Below are 16986 nucleotides of genomic sequence, written 5' to 3'. Positions count from 1 at the left end.
GCACAGTGATCGACATCGCCAGGGAGTACCGCGTCGCCCTGCCCGCCTGGATCGACGACGAACTCGTCGACGCGCCCGCCGCCCTGCCCTCCCGCGAGGACCGGATGCGTCTGGTGCACCGCCTCGCCGACCGCAACTGGCGCGAGGGCAACGGAGGTCCGTTCGCCGCGCTCGTCGCCGAGCGTGTCTCCGGCCGGATCGTCTCCGTCGGCGTGAACGTCGTCCTGTCCACCGGAGTCTCCAGCGCGCACGCCGAGGTCGTGGCACTCGGCCTCGCCCAGATCGCCACCGGCAGCTGGGACCTCGGCGGCGACGGTCTGCCGTCCCACGAACTGGTCGTCAACTGGCGCCCCTGCGTGCAGTGTTACGGCGCCACCATGTGGTCGGGGGTGCGCGGGCTGGTGGTCGCGGGTGAGGGGCCGGAACTGGAGGAGATCACCACCTTCGACGAGGGCCCGGTCGGCTCCGACTGGGCGGAGCAGTTCGAGAACCGTGGCATCGAGGTCGTGGGAGACGTCCTGCGGGACGAGGCGCTCGCGGTGTACCGCAACTACCGCAAGGCCGTCGACGAGTCCGACGTCGTCGTCTACAACGCGCGCGGGGGAGCGGAATGAGCCCCCGCTTCGCGACCGACGTCGTCACCTTCCACCATCCCGGCTTCTGGGACCTCGACTCCGCCGACGCGGTCCGCGCCTGGGCCGCGGATCACCCGGACCGCTTCTGGGGGCGAGTGCTGGACACCCTCGCCGAGACCGAGGTCACCGGCATCGAGCTGACCTTCGCGCCCGGCGGCATCGACTCGGCGCTGCGCGCGTACGGCAGCGCACAGGGGTTCCGCCGCGCACTGGCCGGCCGGGGCCTCACCGTCGTCAGCGCCTTCGTCGCCGACAGCGACGCCCCCGACTGGCGGCACGGCGGCAACCTGCCCGCGATCGTCGCGGACGCCGAGCGCCGCGCCGCCTTCCTGGCCGAGGTGGGTGCCGAGGTCCTCGTCGCCGGACTGCCGATGAGGACGACGTACGGCACCCGCCCGCCCTTCTTCGTCGACGCCGCCTACATGAACCGGATGGCCGACATCGCGCACGCGGTGGGCGAGGCGGTGTCCCGGTCCGGGGTGCGCCTTGCGTTCCACACCGAGTCCCACAGCACCCTCTGGTACGAGCGGGACATCGACCTGTTCATGGCCCTGACCGACCCGCGCTACGTCTGGCTGTGCCCGGACTCCTGCCACATCGCGCTGGGCGGCGGCGACCCCGTCGCGGTGGCCCGGCGCCACACTCCGCGCATCACGCTGGCCCACTGGAAGGACGCGGTCGCTCCGATCGACGTCCATCTCACCGTCGACGACACGGTGTACTCCCGGCAGCAGCCGTACATGGCGGAGCTGGGCAGGGGGATCGTCGACTGGGACGGCTGGGCGGACGCGATGTCCCGTACGGCCGGCGCGGACACGGTCCTGATCGAACTGGACGAGGCCGCCGATCCGGTGGCCGCGCTCACGTCGGGCACGGCCGTCGCGAAGCGGGTGCTAGCGGCGCAGTTCGCCGTGGGCGGTCTCCGGGAGCCGTAGATAGACCAGTGACGAGCCGAGGCAGAGCAGGGCCACGTACCAGGGGAACAGCCCGGCGTGCCCCACCTCCTTGAACAGCGTGCCGATGTACGGCGCCGTCCCGCCGAACAGCGCGACCGTCAGCGAGTACGGGAACCCGATCCCGGCCGCCCGCACCCGGGGCGGGAACACCTCGGCGTTCACCGCCGCGCTGATCGAGGTGAACCCGGTCAGCAGCACCATCCCCGCGCACTGCACGAGCAGCAGGACCGCGAACGAGTCCCGCAGAGCGTGCAGCAGCGGCACGCTCAGCAGCGCGAACCCGACCCCGAAGAACAGCAGCAGCGGCCGCCGTCCGAACCGGTCCGACAGCAGCCCGCCCAGCGGCTGGAGCAGACCGAAGAAGGCCAGCGAGATCGTGCCCGCGAGCAGCGCGTCCGACTTGTCGACACCGGCGTTGAGTTCGGCGTACGTGGGCAGGTACGACGTCCAGGTGTAGTACGCGATCGTGCCGCCCATGGTGATCCCGCAGATCAGCAGCGACTCGCGGGGATGGCGTCGCAGCGCCTCCAGCAGCGCGGGGCGCGGCGCCGACCGTTGCTCCTCGCTGCGGGTCTCCTGCGCGCCCTGCCGGATCCAGAAGCCGACCAGGGACAGCGCGGCCCCGAGCACGAACGGCACGCGCCAGCCCCAGGCGTCCATCCGCCCCTCGCTCAGTGTGTCCACCAGCACGGTGGCGATCCCGGACGCGAGGAGCTGCCCCGCGGTCGTCGACACGTACTGGAAGCTGGAGAACAGCCCGCGCCTGCCGGGACCCGCCGACTCGACCAGGAACGTCGTCGAGGCCGCGAACTCCCCGCCCACGGACAGTCCTTGGAGCAGTCGCGCGAGCACCAGGACGACCGGGGACAGCACGCCCACCGCCGCGTACGTCGGCGTCAGACCGACCAGCAGGCTGCTGCCGCCCATCAGCAGGATGGTGACCGTCAGCGCGGCCCGCCGCCCGTGCCGGTCCGCGATCGCCCCCATCAGCAGCCCGCCGACCGGTCGCATGAAGAACCCGACGGCGAACACGGCGAACGTCGAGAGCAGTGGCACCAGCGAGTTGTCCGCGCCCTTGGGGAAGACGGCGGCGGCGATGTAGGTGGCCAGAAACGTGTAGGCGTACCAGTCGTACCACTCCACGGCGTTGCCCACGGAGGCAGCGAGCAGCTGGCGTACGGGCCGTTTCGTGGGCGGCGCCACCGGACGTGTCGTCTCTGTCATGATCGCGACCATCCCCCGCTCTCGTCCCGGCACACCTCCCGTACCCGCGACTTTCACATCAGCGCCACCAGACCCTTCCCTGCCGTTCGGTGGACTTGGAAAACTCGCTGCGCGCACCTTCCGTCACGTTCCGGCCACCGATGCGCAGGATGAGAGGACCCCCTCACTCATGACTGACGTCAACCGGCGCAGATTCCTCCAACTCGCGGGTGCCACCACGGCCTTCAGTGCCCTGTCGAACAGCATCCAGCGCGCCGCCGCCCTCCCGGCCCACCACCGCACCGGGACCATCGAGGACGTCGAGCACGTCGTCGTCCTGATGCAGGAGAACCGCTCCTTCGACCACTACTTCGGCTCGCTCAGGGGCGTGCGCGGCTTCGGCGACCCGCGCCCGGTCACGCTGGACAGCGGCAAGTCCGTCTGGCACCAGACCGACCGGAACGGCAAGGAGATCCTGCCCTTCCGCCCCGAGGCGAACGACCTGGGCATGCAGTTCATCCAGGACCTGCCGCACGGCTGGAACGACGGACACGCCGCCTTCAACGGGGGCAAGTACGACAAATGGGTCCCGAACAAGGGGTCCACGACGATGGCGTACCTGACCCGCGAGGACATCCCCTTCCACTACGCCCTCGCCGACTCCTTCACCGTCTGCGACGCCTACCACTGCTCGTTCATCGGCTCGACCGACCCGAACCGCTACTACATGTGGACGGGTTACACCGGCAACGACGGCCAGGGCGGCGGCCCGGTCCTCGGCAACGACGAGGTGGGGTACGGCTGGACGACCTACCCCGAGCGCCTGGAGGAGGCCGGGGTCTCCTGGAAGATCTACCAGGACGTCGGCGACGGGCTCGACGCGAACGGCTCCTGGGGCTGGATCCCGGACGCCTACCGGGGCAACTACGGCGACAACTCGCTGCTGTACTTCAACCAGTACCGCAACGCCAAGCCCGGCGACCCGCTGTACGACAAGGCCCGCACCGGAACCGACTACACCAAGGGCGAGGGCTACTTCGACCAGCTCAAGGCCGACGTCAAGGCCGGGAAGCTCCCGCAGGTCTCCTGGATCGTCGCCCCCGAGGCCTTCACCGAGCACCCCAACTGGCCTGCGAACTACGGCGCCTGGTACGTCGCCCAGGTCCTGGACGCGCTCACCTCCGACCCGAAGGTCTGGGCGAGGACGGCCGTGTTCATCACCTACGACGAGAACGACGGCTTCTTCGACCATGTCGTCCCGGCCCACCCGGCGGGCTCGGCCGCGCAGGGCAAGTCCACGGTCGACCCCGCGCTCGACCTCTTCAAGGGCGACAGCAGCCACCCGGCCGGCCCCTACGGCCTTGGCCAGCGCGTGCCCATGCTCGTCGTCTCGCCCTGGAGCAAGGGCGGTTACGTCTGCTCCGAGACGCTCGACCACACCTCGATCATCCGCTTCCTGGAGCGCCGCTTCGGCGTCCACGAGCCCAACATCTCGCCCTGGCGGCGGGCCGTGTGCGGCGACCTCACGGCGGCCTTCGACTTCTCCCGCAAGGACACCAAGCCGGTGGCCCTGCCGGACACCGACGGCTTCGAGCCGCCAGACCGGGTGCGCCACCCCGACTACGTGCCGGTCCCGCCCGCCGTCGGAGCCCTGCCGAAGCAGGAACGCGGACTGCGCCCGGCCCGCCCGCTCAAGTACGCCCCGCACGTGGACGGTTCGGTCGACGCGAAGGGCGGCAGGTTCACGCTCGCCTTCGCCTCCGGAGCCAAGGCCGGCGCCGCCTTCCTGGTGACCTCCGGCAACCGCACGGACGGGCCCTGGAGTTACACCACCGAGGCCGGCACGTCCGTCTCGGACACCTGGAACTCGGCGTACTCGAAGGGGTCGTACGACCTGACCGTGCACGGCCCCAACGGCTTCCTGCGCTCCTTCAAGGGGTCGAACAAGGCCGCCGGGCCCGAGGCCACCGCCCGTCACCGCGGTGACGACATCGAGCTGACCTTCACCAACAGCGGCTCCGGCCTGGTCCGTCTGAAGGTCGAGAGCGGCTACGGCGACCGGGTGCGGACCTTCACCGTGCGGCCCGGCACCACCGTCCGGCACACCTTCGGCCTCGCCAGGAGCCACCGCTGGTACGACCTCACGGTCACGGCCGACGCGGACCCGGCGTTCCTCAGGCGATTCGCCGGACATGTCGAGAACGGGCGCCCCGGAGTGAGCGACCCGGCCGTCATCACCGGGTAAAGCCGCTGCGCAAGCCGCCGAACAGGTGGCCGGATCGCGATGGTCCCGGGGTAATGTGCCCCGGTGACCACGCATTCGAACACACCTGCCGGTTGGTACCCCGATCCGCACGGAGCGCCCCAGACGCTCCGTTACTGGGACGGGGCGCAGTGGACCCAGCACACCAACGGCCAGCAGCAGGCGGCGGGCCAGGCCCAGGCCGTACAGGCCCCGCCGGCCCAGCAGGCGCCCCAGATACCGCAGCAGGCGGCCGGCCCCGACGCGCGCGTGCAGCGTCAGGTGCAGCAGCAGGCCGGGGTCGCCGCGGGCGGTGCGGGCGGCGGCACGCTCTTCACCGAGCCGGTGCTGGTGGTGAACCAGAAGGCCAAGCTGATCGAGCTGACCAACGAGTACAAGGTCATGGACCAGCACGGTCACCAGATCGGCTCGGTCACCCAGGTCGGACAGAGCGCGCTGCGGAAGATCGTGCGCTTCCTGTGGAGCATCGACCAGTTCATGAAGATCAGGCTGGAGATCCGGGACGCCCACGGGCAGCCGGTCCTGCTGCTGACCCGGCCGGGGAAGATCTTCAAGTCCCGGGTGATCGTGGAGCGTCCGGACGGTTCGCCGGTCGGTGAGATCGTCCAGCAGAACATGATCGGGAAGATCAACTTCGCGCTGATGGTGGACGGCCAGCAGGTCGGCGCCATCAAGGCGGAGAACTGGCGGGCGTGGAACTTCGCGATCGTCGACCACGCGGGGAACGAGGTGGCCCGGATCACGAAGACGTGGGAGGGGCTGGCCAAGACGATGTTCACGACCGCGGACAACTACGTCCTCCAGATCCACTACCAGCTGCCCGAGCCGCTGCTGAGCCTGGTGGTCGCCACGGCGCTCACCGTGGACACGGCGCTGAAGCAGGACGCCCGCGGGTTCGGCTGACCGGGCCCGGAGCGGTCAGAGCGGTGTGAGGTGCCCCGGTTCGGAAGGCCGGGGCACCGTCACGTCCCGCAGTGACGGTTCCAGTGCCAGGACCGCCGCCACCGGGTGGTCGTCGGGCACCTCGGCGGGAGCGACCCGGCTCAGCAGCACCACGCCCCACGAGGCCAGGCCCGCACCCGCCAGCGCCAGCAGCACCCCCGCCGCTCCGCCGCGCAGGCCCTCACCCAGCAGCGAGAGTCCGATGACCGCCGCGGCCAGCGGGTTGGCCAGGGTGACCACCGCGAGCGGGGCACCCAGACCGTCCCGGTAGGCCGTCTGGGAGAGCAGGAGCCCGCCCGCCGCGAAGGCCGCGACGAGCAGCGCCACGCCGATCACCTGGACGCTGAGCAGCGACCCGGAGCGATCCGTGGCGGCCACCGTCACGGTCTGGGTGAGCGCGGAGGCGACACCCGAGGCGACCCCGGACGCCGAGGCGTGCCGTACCCCGGGCCGGGCGCCGGGGCGGGCCAGCAACCCGATGAGGGCGGCCGTCGCCCCCGCCACCGCGACCGCCTCGGAGGTGCTCAGCACCTTCCCGGGCGCGGACCCCGAGGCCACCACCAGGATGGCCGCGAGCCCCGCCAGCGTGTACGCCGTGCCCCGCCACTCCGTCGCCGTGACCCGGCGGCCCGCGATCCGCGCGCCCAGCGGCACCGCGGCGACGAGCGTGAGCGCGCCGAGCGGCTGGACCACGGTCAGCGGGCCGTACTTGAGGGCCACCACGTGCAGCAGCGCGGCCGACGCGTTGAGGGCGACGGATCCCCACCAGGCACCCGAGCCCAGCATCCGCAGCACACCGGAGCCGGGGTTGCGCGAGGCCAGGCGCTCCTGCGCGACCGCGGCGGCCGCGTAGGCGACCGAGGAGAGCAGGCTCAGGGCCACGGCGATCAGGGTGGCGTTCATCGGCCCGCTCCGACCAGGACGTTCTTCTTCTCCGGGTCGGCCGGTGCGAGCTCTTCCTTGGCCCGCCCCGCCGTGGTGACCGTGCGGTGCGGCGCGTGGATCACCGCGAGGGCGATGCCGAGCAGCGCGGCCGCGACGATCGCGTCCAGCCAGTAGTGGTTCGCCGTGCCGACGATGACCGTCAACGTCACCAGCGGGTGCAGCAGCCACAGCCACCGCCACCGCGAGCGGGTCGCCACGATCAGGCCGATCGCCACCATCAGCGCCCACCCGAAGTGCAGCGAGGGCATCGCCGCGAACTGGTTGGAGAGGGTGTCGGTCTGCGGCGGGCCGTACACGGAGGGGCCGTAGACCTTCGCGGTGTCGACCAGTCCGGCCGCCGCGAGCATCCGCGGCGGGGCCAGCGGGAAGACCAGGTGCAGCACCAGGGCGGCGCCGGTCAGCGAGGCGAGGACACGGCGGGCCCAGACGTAGTGCGCGGGGCGCTTCAGGTACAGCCAGACCAGGAAGGCGACCGTGGCCGGGAAGTGGACGGTCGCGTAATAAGTGTTGGCAATGTGCGCGAGGGTGTCGCCGTGCAGCAGCAGCGACTGCACCGAGCGTTCCGAGGGCAGGTGCAGGGCCCGCTCCCAGTCCCAGACGCGGCCGGCGTTGCGGAAGGCCTCGGGGGTGTGCCCCGCGACCAGTTGCCGGCCGAACTTGTAGACGAGGAAGAGTCCTACGACGAGCAGGAGCTCACGGACGAGCGGCGGCCGCGCTGTCGCGCCCGGCTCCGCTTCTGAAGGCTCGGTGCGGGCATTCATCCCCCGGCCCTTTCGCTGACGGTGGTGCGGGTACTGGATCCGGACAGGGTGATGACCCGTCCCGATCCCCAAACTCATCGATACGACATCGTACCGATACGCCAGTGTACCGATACGGACGGGTACCGGTACACTGGCGTATCGATAGACGAACGACACATGGGAAACCGGGAATGAAACGCGCGGACCGCGCAGCAGGCCCGGCGCCCCGTGAGTGAGGAGAAGGGCAGATGACGTCGCAGGCCGCGGACGGACCGGAGACGGTCGCCGCCTCGCGCCGCTCCAAGATCACGCCGGAGCGTGAGCAGGAGTTCTTCGACGCCGTGCTCGAACAGATCCGTGAATGCGGATACGACGCCGTGACCATGGAGGGCGTCGCCTCCAGCACGCGGTGCAGCAAGTCCACGCTCTACCGGCAGTGGAAGACCAAACCCCAGTTCGTGGTGGCCGCGCTGCGCTCCCGCCGCGTGGCCAAGTTCGACGGCATCGACACCGGATCGCTCGCCGACGACCTGCGCGAGGCCGCCCGGGCCGCGGGGCGGTGGTCGACGCGCGACACCAAGCTCCTCCAGGCGCTCGGCCATGCGGCGACCCAGGACGAGGAGCTCGCGCGGGCCCTGCGCGAGGCGCTGGTCGACCCGGAGATCGCCGCCCTGAGGCACCTCCTCCAGCGGGGCGTCGACCGGGGTGAGATCGCCGCGGGGCACCCGGCGCTGGAGTACATCCCGGTCCAGATGTTCGGCGTGATCCGCGCCCGGCCGGTCATCGACGGGGAGTACGCCGACCAGGACTACCTGGTCCGCTTCGTCGAGGCCGCCGTACTGCCGGCCCTCGGCCTGACCTGACCCGGGCCGCCGTCCACGGGATGACTGGACGGCGACCTGCTCGCGCCGCACCGTGGGGACGGGGGCGGCGCGGACCCCCGGCCGGGTGGGGCGCCTCCCGAGCGGAGAGGCCCCCCACCCGGCCGTCCTGGCGTTGGGGCGCGGGCGTTTCGGCTGGGGGGCATGGCCGTCCTGGCGTTGGAGCGCGGGCGTTTCGGCTTGGAGTCCCCGGCCGTTCTGGCGTTGGGGGCGCGGGCGTTTCGGCTTGGAGCCCTGTGCGTCCAGGTGTTTGGGACGCGGCCATTCCGACGCCGGAGCCCCGGCCGTCCCGGCTTTCGAGGGCTCGGCGCCGACCCCGCTCCGGAGCCCCGGTGTCACACGTTGCTGCCGCTGCCGCCGCCCGTCGACACCTTGATCCCCTTGGTGATGTCGTCGATCACGCCCTGGCCCTCGCCGACGTCCACACCGAAGCGCACCACCACGATCTGCTGCGGGTTAGCGGGGGCGGGGAAGGCCAGTGACTGGACATAGCCGTCGGAGCCCTTGCTGGTGACCGCCGTCCAGCGGACCAGGTAGCCCTTCTGCCCGGCGACGTTCACCGCCTTGGAGTCGAGTACGTCGTGCGAGGTGATCGAGCCGTAGGTCTTGCCGCCGTAGGACTGCTCGGCGTTCGCCTGGATGTCGGCCTTGGCGACCTGCTCGGCCGTGCTGCCCTTGCTGCCGAGTGCCAGGGCGGGCGCCGAGTAGGCGCCGCCCTTCGTGCACGACGCGGAGGCGTCTCCGGGGCAGGCGTAGGAGTCCTTCGAGGTGACGGACGCGCCGACCTGGATCTCCTGGCCGTACCAGCCGTCCGGGATGGGCAGGCTGATCCCGTCGATCGAGTCGGTCACCGAACCGCTCTCGATCCTCGGCGCCTCGGAGCCCTGCGGGGAGGGCGTCCCGCCCCCGGAACCGCCGTTGCCGCCGTCACCCCCGGAGCCGCCGTTGCCGCCGAAGGGCCCGCCCTGTCCGTTCTGGCCCCCGTTGCCACCGAAGGGCCCGCCCCGGCCGCCCGGCCCCTGCGAGTCGGCGGTGTCCTTGCTGCCGCCGCCGTGGTCGGTCAGCGCGTACACGCCGACGCCTATGCTCGTGAGGACCACGATCGCCGCAGCCACCGCCACGGCTATGCCGACCACGCCGCGTCGCGACGTGGTCGGCGGCTGCGCGGGATACGCCGGGTACGCCGGATGAGTCGCGTACTCCCCGGGGCTCGCGACCTGCTCCGGGGGACCCCATGCGGCGGCCGATCCGGTGGGACGGGTCTGCTCCGTCCACGCCCTGCCGTCCCACCAGCGCTCGGTGGCGGGACCGTCACTTGTCTGCCCGGGGTCGGGGTACCACCCGGGGGGAGTCTCCTGCGTCATGTCCCCACCGTAAGAGCACTCGGTGAAAGGGGGATGAGAGGGGTCCGCTCCATTCCGGCCGAGTTCCCCCGCGCACGTCGGGCGATCAGTCCACCACGTGCGCGCGCCGGCCGCCGGCGCCCGTGACGCAGCGGTCGGCGAGCAGGGCCGCCGCCCCCGGCCGACAGCCCGGGCGCCACGGTGCACGACCGACACGCCTCGCACTCCCGGTGCCCCTCACCTCCCGCTGTCGGAACGACAACTGACCAATGGTCAGGTTTGTCGACGGCTGGTCACGGGCAAGGTGCGTCGCCTCTGCGTACCCCGGATCACCCGTCACGGCAACAGGTACCCCGACCGCCCTCCGCTTCCGCACCGGTACGGCTACGCTCGAGATCTGTACGTCGTCCGGGCGACTTGGGGAGGTAGCGGGATGACGGAGGTACGGCCCATTGCGGCCGCCCCGGCCTCGCTGTGGGAGCGCGACGAGGAACTCACCGCCGTCGAACGCGCGGTCGACTCTCTGTGCGAGGACCAGGCGTCCGCGGGCAGTGTGCTGGTGATCCGCGGCGAGGCCGGCTTCGGCAAGACCGCCCTGCTGGCCGAGACCCGCAGGATCGCCGAGGCCCGCGGCTGCACCGTCTGGTCGGCCCGCGGCGGCGAGACCCTCAGGTCCGTCCCCTTCAACGTCGTACGCCAACTGCTCCAGCCCGCCCTCCTGTCGCTGATGCCCGAGGAGGCCCGCGAGTACCTCGGCGACTGGTACGACATCGCCGGCCCCGCCCTCGGCATCGCGGACCCGGGGGAGCGGCAGGCCGACCCGCAGGGCGTGTGCGACGGACTGGTCGCCGCGGTGCGCCGGCTGGCCCGCCGGGACTGGCCGCTGGTGCTGACGATCGACGACGCCCACTGGGCCGACCAGGAGACCCTGCGCTGGCTCGCCGCCTTCGCCGAGCGCCTCGACGACCTGTCCGTGCTGGTCGTGGTGGCCCGCCGCCCCGGTGACGCCGCCGGCGAGAGAGCCCGCCTCCTGGACGCGGTCGGCGCCACCGCCGACCGCCCCGTCACCAACCTGAGCGCCCTCACCCCGTCGGCAGCCGAGGGCCTCACCCGCGCCACCCTGGGCGAGCACGCCGACGCCCCGTTCTGCCGCGAGGTCTGGGCCGTCACCGGCGGCAACCCGTACGAGACCGTCGAACTCCTCGCCAAGGTCCGGGAGAGCGGGATGGAGCCGAGCGAGGACTCGGCGAGCGAACTGCGCGAGCTGAACCGCTCGGCCCGCGGCGGCGGACTCGTCGCCCGCCTGGAGGAACTCGGCATCGACGCCACCCGCTTCGCCTGGGCCGCCGCGATCCTCGGCACCGACATCTCCGTCGGTCTGGCGGCCCGGCTCGCCACCCTCAGTCCGCCGAAAGCCGCGCTCTGTGCCGAACTCCTGCGCAACGCCCGCATCCTCACCGCGGTCCAGGGCGAGGCCGGCGAGCTGGAGTTCGTCCACCCGCTGATCGCCACCGCCGTCTACGAGTCCATCCCCGACGCCCTGCGCACCGCCATGCACGGCATCGCCGCACAGCTCGTCACCGATTCCGGGCACGGCGCCGCGGCCGCCTCCCGGCACCTCCTCCAGGTCCACCCGGACGACGACGAGGAACTCGTCGAGCAGCTGCGCGAGGCAGCCCGCGAACACCTCGCCGTCGGCGCCCCGGACGCGGCCCGCCGCTGCCTGGAGCGCGCGCTGCTGGAACCCCCGCCGCCCGAGGTCCACGCGAGCGTGCTTTTCGAACTCGGCTGCGCCACCCTCCTGACCGCACCGGCCAAGACCATCGGCCACCTCCAGACCGCGCTCGCCATGCCCGGCCTGGAGGGCTCCGCCCGGGTCGACGCCGTCATCCGGCTCTCCCAGGCCCTCATGCACAACAACCAGCTGGAGGAGGCCGTCCGCACCGTCGAGGCGGAGGCCGCCCGGCACGAGGAGGGCCCGGCCCGGCTCCGTCTCCAGGCCGTGCAGTACACCTGGGAGAGCCTCTACCCGGGCGAGACCACCTCCCCGGGCCGCTCGGAGCGGCTCGCCGCCCTCGCCGCCACCTGCACCGGGCGGGACAACGCCGAGCGCGCCCTGCTCATCCTGCGCGGCTTCGACGCGATGGCCCACGGCGAGAGCGCCGAGGAGATCGCCGAGATCTGCGACCGCGCCCTGGTCAACGGCCGCCTCGCGCCCGGACTCGGCTGGACCGACACCGAGTGGGGCCTCGAACTGCCGCTGATGCTGGCCAGCGCGTACGCCTTCACGGACCGGCTGGACCGGGCCGAGACCCTGTTCTCCGACGCGCTGCGCACCTACGAGTCGGCCGGCTGGAGCGGCGGACATCTCGCGCTGGCCCACGCCTACGTCGGCCTCGGCCACCGCAGGCGCGGACGGCTGCGGGAGGCGGAGACGTCGCTGCGCGAGTCACTGCGGCTCGCCGAGCGGGTCGGGCGCGGACTGCCCCTGTACTGGTCGGCGACCTGCAACCTCGTCGACACGCTGCTCGCGCGCGGACATGTCGAGGAGGCCTGGGCGATCGCCGAGCAGTACGGGTTCGCGCCGCCCTATCCCTCCACGATCGTGCTGCCCGATCCGCGGTCCGTGCGCGGGCGGCTGCTGCTGGCGGTCGGCCGGACCAAGGAAGCCGTCAACGAACTGGAGGCCGCGGAGAAGGCGGCGCAGGTGCGGGGGCACTCCAACCCGGTCCTGGTGCCCTGGGCCGTCGACCTCGCCCGCGCTCTCGCCGTGGAGGATCCGGTGCGGGCGGCCCAACTGGTCAAGGAAGTCCGCCGGCATGCCGAGCGGCTCGGCACGGACACCGCCATAGGGGAGGCGCTGAGGTGTGCGGCCGCGCTGGAGACGGGGCAGCGGGCGGTGCGGCTCGCTGCGCAGGCTGTGGCGTATCTGGAGGCGTCGCCGTGTCAGTACGAGCATGCGGCAGCGCGGGTGGAGTACGGGATTCTGGCTCGGTCGGTGGCTGAGCTGAACCGTGGGGTGGCGTTGGCTCGGTCTTGTGGGGCGGACGGGTTGGTGACCCGGGCCCGGGAAGTGCTGGAAACGGGGCGGGGGTTGCGGTGATGGCGTCTGCGCGCCGGTGGGGGTCGGCCGCGCAGTTCCCCGCGCCCCTGGGGAGTTACAGCGCGAGGAGTTGATCCGTCAACGCCGTCAGACGCTTCTGCACCTCCCTGTCGTACGTCCCCTCGTGCGCCCGAGCCGGAGTCGTCCCGTCGAAGTAGCCACCCGACCCCACGTCCTTCGTGGCCAGAGCCAGCACCCCCGGCGCCCCGTCCGCCACCGTCGACCAAGGGGCCACCCCGCCCTCCCTGACCATCGCCGTGTCCATGAAGGTGGCCGGGTGGAGGACGTTCACCGAGACTCCCGTCCCCTTCAACTCCTCGGCCAGGGCGAAGGTATGGGCCGCCAGGGCGAACTTCGCGCGGCAGTAGGCGGCGAACCCGGCGTAGCCCCGGGTGAACTCGGGGTCGTCGAAGTCGAGTGGCTCCTGCCCCACCGAACCCACGTTGACGATCCGGGCCGGAGCGTTCGCCGTCAGGGTCGGCAGCACGGCCCGGGTCAACGCCACCGGTGCCAAGTAGTCGACCGCCAGGCGGAGTTCGTGGCCGTCGGCGCTCAGCTCCCGGCCCGAGCCCGATGAACCGGCGCCCACACCCGCGTTGTTGACCAGCACGTCGAGTCCGGGGCGGGCCTCGGCGACCCGTGCACCCAGGTCGCGCACCTCGGCCAGGGAGGCCAGGTCGGCCACGAACCCCTCGGCCTCGCCCTCCCGTCGCAGCTCCGCCACCAGGCTCTCCGTACCGGCCCGGTCGCGTCCGTGGGCCAGGACGACATGGCCGGCGCGGACCAGCTCGAAGGCGACGTAGCGGCCGAGACCCGAGGTGGCGCCGGTGATCAGGATGGTCGACATGCCCCCACGGTAGGCAGATGACAGCGCCTCGTGCCTGCCCCTGCCGGTGTCACCCTTCCGTTCCCGTCCCCGACTCGGCCTCCTCCGCCAGCACCCGCTGGGCCGTCGCGAACGCCGAGTTCGCCGCCGGCACCCCGCAGTACACGGCCGTCTGGAGCAGTACGGCCCCGATCTCGTCCGGCGTGAGCCCGTTGCGGCGGGCCGCGCGCACATGCATGGCCAGCTCGTCGTAGTGGCCGTGGGCGACCAGCGCGGTCAGCGTGATCATGCTGCGCTCGCGGCGGCTGAGCGTCGGGTCGGTCCAGATCTCACCCCACGCGTAGCGCGAGATGAAGTCCTGGAAGCGGGCGGTGAACGGGGTCTGGCGGGACTGCGCCCGGTCCACGTGGGTGTCCCCGAGGACCTCGCGCCGCACCTCCATGCCGCGCCGGGCGCCGCCGTCGAGGTGGGCCCGCAGGGCGGTGAGGACGGCCTCCGGGCACTGCGCCGGGGCCAGGTGGGAGGCGCCCGGCAGCTCGACGAGCGTGGCACCCCGCACCGCGTCGGCGATCTCCCGCAGGTGGGGCGGCGGGGTCGCCGGGTCCTCGCGGCCCGCGATCAGCAGGGTCGGGGCGGAGATCCCGGCCAGCCGGTCGCTCAGGTCGAAGGCGGCCAGCGCGTCACAGCAGGCCGCGTACGCCTGCGGGTCGGCCTCGGCGTGGTCCCGTACGAGCACCGGATCGGTGAAGTCACCGGCGAACCACCGGGCGTCGGCGCTCTCCAGCAGCCACTCCAGCCCCTCCCGCCGGACCCGCTCGGCCCGCTCCTGCCACGGCTTGGCGCCGTTGAAGTGCGCGGAGGAGCAGATGACCGCCAGTGACGCGATCCGTTCCGGGTGGTGCACGGCCAGGTGCAGTCCGACGGCACCGCCCAGGGACACCCCGGCGTACGCGAACCGCTCGATGCCCAGCGAGTCGGCGAGTTCCAGCACCAGGGCGGCGAGGTCGCCCACCGTGGCGCCGGGCCCGATCAGGTCGGCCGCCGAACCGCCGTGCCCGGGCAGGTCCCAGCGGACCACCCGGTGGGTGATGGACAGTTCGGGCGCCACCTTGTCCCACAGGGCGTACGACGTCCCGAGCGACGGCCCGAGCAGCAGCGGCGGCGCGGAAGCGGGGCCCTCGGCACGGTGGTTGAGGAGTTTGTCGGTCAACGTCGCTCCAGTGCGCGGTCGGTGAGGGCTCCGGCGGAGCCGGTGTAGCGGGCGGGGTCGGTGGGCTCCCCGAGGTCGACGTCCTTCAACTCGGGCTCCTGGGCGAGGAGTTCGCCCAGTGACCGACCCTCGGAGTAGGTCCGCCCGGCGAGTTCCGTCAGCAGTTCCCTGGCGCGGGCCCGGCCCAGCACGGCCGCCAGCTCGGCGGAGAGCCGCTCGGAGACGATCAACCCGTGGGTGAGGTCCAGGTGCCGGCGCATGGCGTCCGCGTTCACCCGCAGTCCCCCGGTGAGTTCGGCGGCGTCCCGGGCGCCGCCGCCGACCAGGCGCAGCAGATCCCTCAGCGGCTCCCACTCGGCGTGCCAGGCCCCGGCCGGCCGCTCGTCCTCGGCGGCCATCGAGCCGTACAGCGTCGCCGCGAGCTGGGGAGCGCGCCGGGCGGCGGCCGCGATCAGCGTGGCGCGGACGGGGTTCGCCTTGTGCGGCATGGCCGAGGAACCGCCGCCGCCGGCCTCGGCGACTTCGGCGATCTCGGTACGGCCCAGCACCAGCACATCGGCGGCGATCTTGCCCACGGCTCCGGCCGCGAAGGCCAGACACCCGGCGAGATCGGCGACCGGCGTGCGCAAGGTGTGCCAGGGCAGGAGGGGCGCCTCCAGGCCCAGTTCCCGGGCGTAAGCCGCCGTGAGGGCCACCGGATCCTGGACTCCGTACGCCGTGAAGGCCGCCAAGGTCCCGGCCGCACCGGCGAGTTGGGCAGGGAGACCGTCCCGTACCCCGATGATCCGGTCCCGTGCGTCCAGGACCAGCGAACGCCAGCCGGCCGCCTTCAGCCCGAACGTCGTCGGCACGGCGTGCTGGGTCAGCGTCCGGCCGGGCATGGCGGTGTCCCGGTGTTCGGCGGCGAGCCCGGCGAGGGCCCGCTGCACGCGGTCGAGGTCCGCCAGGACCAGGTCGAGGGTGCGGGCGGCCACCAGCATCAGGGCGGTGTCGAGGATGTCCTGGCTGGTCGCCCCCCGGTGCACGTACGGGCCGTACTCCTCGCCCACCGCCTTGGTGAGGTCGGCGACCAGAGGGATGACGGGGTTGCCGCCGGCCCGCGCACGGTCGGCGAGGGACCGCACGTCGAAGCGGTCCGCCTGGGCCGCGCCGGTCACCGCCTCGGCCGCCCCGGCCGGGGCGAGACCCAGCCGGGCCTGCACCCGGGTCAGCGCGGACTCCGCGTCCAGCAGCGCCTGGAGGAAGGCGCCGTCGGAGGTCGCGGCGTCGGCGGGGGAGCCTGCCCACCCGGGGGCGAGCAGACCGGTGTCCGGATCGGGAGAAGTCACTGGAACTCCAGGAAGACCGTCTCGCCTTCGCCCTGAAGGCGGATGTCGAAACGGTACGTCCCGTGACCGGTGTCGGCGGCGATCAGCGTGTCGCGGCGGTCCGCGTCCAGACGGGAGAGCAGCGGGTCGGCAGCCAGGGCCGCCTCGTCGCCCGGCAGGTAGATCCGGGTGAACAGGTGCACCAGCAGACCGCGTGCGAAGACGCAGACACTGAGGTGCGGGGCGCTGCCTCCGCGGGCACCGGGGCGCAGGGTGCGCGCGTACCAGTGTCCGTTGGCGTCGGTCTGGATCCGGCCCCAGCCGGTGAACTCCACGCCGTTGCGCCCGAGGTAGCCGCCGGTCGCCGGGTCGCGCCGGATCGAACCGTCGGTCGTCGGCAGGTTGCCGTCCGGGTCCGGGCCCCACAGCTCCACGAAGGCGTCCGGCAGCGGGTTGCCCTCGCCGTCGGTGATGTACCCCTGGACGGTGATGGTGTCCGGGTGGCCGACGGGCGCGATGTCACCGCCGCCCGGGAAGGGCAGCGCGTACCCGTAGAAGGGCCCGACGGTGTGCGAGGGGGTGGGCAGCACGCTCTCGGGCGAGCTGGTGTCGATCTTCGTCATGGCAGG

At 72.5% G+C, this 16986-nt stretch carries 14 protein-coding genes; 6 read left to right on the top strand and 8 right to left on the bottom strand.

What is annotated here, in order from left to right; all coding sequences use genetic code 11:
* Nucleotides 1-5: 5 nt before the first annotated feature.
* A complete protein-coding gene (locus H295_RS0111470) occupies nucleotides 6-614 on the top strand; it encodes a nucleoside deaminase (RefSeq protein WP_020135503.1) in 609 nt (202 codons plus the stop codon).
* Nucleotides 611-1570, top strand: a complete 960-nt coding sequence (locus H295_RS0111465) for a sugar phosphate isomerase/epimerase family protein (RefSeq protein WP_020135502.1) — start codon at nucleotides 611-613, stop codon at nucleotides 1568-1570. Before H295_RS0111470 ends, H295_RS0111465 begins: the two co-directional genes overlap by 4 nt.
* On the opposite strand, the gene H295_RS0111460 is transcribed toward H295_RS0111465, so the two are convergent.
* The gene (locus H295_RS0111460; protein WP_020135501.1) at nucleotides 1529-2827 is read right to left on the bottom strand and encodes an MFS transporter; all 1299 of its coding nucleotides are present in this window, start codon (nucleotides 2825-2827) and stop codon (nucleotides 1529-1531) included. The two genes, H295_RS0111465 and H295_RS0111460, sit on opposite strands and share 42 nt — an antisense overlap.
* A 157-nt stretch (nucleotides 2828-2984) precedes the next feature.
* Here H295_RS0111460 and H295_RS0111455 point away from each other — a divergent pair, with 157 nt between their 5' ends.
* Nucleotides 2985-5039: a phosphocholine-specific phospholipase C gene (locus H295_RS0111455; RefSeq protein WP_020135500.1), complete on the top strand. Its 2055-nt coding sequence runs from the start codon at nucleotides 2985-2987 to the stop codon at nucleotides 5037-5039.
* A 63-nt stretch (nucleotides 5040-5102) separates the two neighbouring features.
* Complete coding sequence (locus H295_RS0111450) at nucleotides 5103-5960, top strand: phospholipid scramblase-related protein (RefSeq protein WP_020135499.1); 858 nt, start codon at nucleotides 5103-5105, stop codon at nucleotides 5958-5960.
* Between the two features lie 15 nt (nucleotides 5961-5975).
* Here H295_RS0111450 and H295_RS0111445 read toward each other — a convergent pair whose 3' ends face one another.
* A complete protein-coding gene (locus tag H295_RS0111445) occupies nucleotides 5976-6902 on the bottom strand; it encodes a hypothetical protein (protein WP_020135498.1) in 927 nt (308 codons plus the stop codon).
* Nucleotides 6899-7705, bottom strand: a complete 807-nt coding sequence (locus H295_RS0111440; RefSeq protein WP_020135497.1) for a phosphatase PAP2 family protein — start codon at nucleotides 7703-7705, stop codon at nucleotides 6899-6901. The genes H295_RS0111445 and H295_RS0111440 overlap by 4 nt, the downstream gene beginning before the upstream one ends.
* A 230-nt stretch (nucleotides 7706-7935) precedes the next feature.
* On the opposite strand from H295_RS0111440, the gene H295_RS0111435 reads away from it, so the two are divergent.
* On the top strand, nucleotides 7936-8550 hold the full coding sequence (locus H295_RS0111435; protein ID WP_020135496.1) for a TetR/AcrR family transcriptional regulator: 615 nt from the start codon (nucleotides 7936-7938) through the stop codon (nucleotides 8548-8550).
* 353 nt (nucleotides 8551-8903) lie between these two features.
* On the opposite strand, the gene H295_RS0111430 is transcribed toward H295_RS0111435, so the two are convergent.
* Nucleotides 8904-9932, bottom strand: a complete 1029-nt coding sequence (locus H295_RS0111430) for a DUF2510 domain-containing protein (protein ID WP_020135495.1) — start codon at nucleotides 9930-9932, stop codon at nucleotides 8904-8906.
* A 412-nt stretch (nucleotides 9933-10344) separates the two neighbouring features.
* Between H295_RS0111430 and H295_RS0111425 the strand changes: the two genes are divergently transcribed.
* A complete protein-coding gene (locus tag H295_RS0111425; RefSeq protein WP_020135494.1) occupies nucleotides 10345-13014 on the top strand; it encodes an ATP-binding protein in 2670 nt (889 codons plus the stop codon).
* Between the two features lie 55 nt (nucleotides 13015-13069).
* Here the strand turns inward: H295_RS0111425 and H295_RS0111420 are convergent, their stop codons facing one another.
* Genes H295_RS0111420 through pcaG form a run of 4 tightly spaced genes read right to left on the bottom strand, consistent with a single transcriptional unit; the run spans nucleotide 13070 to nucleotide 16980 of the window.
* Nucleotides 13070-13861, bottom strand: a complete 792-nt coding sequence (locus H295_RS0111420) for an SDR family NAD(P)-dependent oxidoreductase (RefSeq protein WP_020135493.1) — start codon at nucleotides 13859-13861, stop codon at nucleotides 13070-13072.
* A 49-nt stretch (nucleotides 13862-13910) separates the two neighbouring features.
* A complete protein-coding gene (gene pcaD, locus H295_RS0111415; RefSeq protein WP_020135492.1) occupies nucleotides 13911-15050 on the bottom strand; it encodes a 3-oxoadipate enol-lactonase in 1140 nt (379 codons plus the stop codon).
* Complete coding sequence (gene pcaB / locus H295_RS0111410) at nucleotides 15047-16378, bottom strand: 3-carboxy-cis,cis-muconate cycloisomerase (protein ID WP_020135491.1); 1332 nt, start codon at nucleotides 16376-16378, stop codon at nucleotides 15047-15049. The genes pcaD and pcaB overlap by 4 nt, the downstream gene beginning before the upstream one ends.
* Nucleotides 16375-16980, bottom strand: coding sequence for a protocatechuate 3,4-dioxygenase subunit alpha (gene pcaG, locus H295_RS0111405; RefSeq protein WP_020135490.1), 606 nt, complete (start codon nucleotides 16978-16980; stop codon nucleotides 16375-16377). Before pcaG ends, pcaB begins: the two co-directional genes overlap by 4 nt.
* Between the last annotated feature and the right edge of the window lie 6 nt (nucleotides 16981-16986).

The organism is Streptomyces sp. 351MFTsu5.1, from assembly GCF_000383655.1.
GTDB lineage: Bacteria > Actinomycetota > Actinomycetes > Streptomycetales > Streptomycetaceae > Streptomyces > Streptomyces griseorubiginosus.
This window is presented reverse-complemented; position numbering and strand designations above follow the sequence as displayed.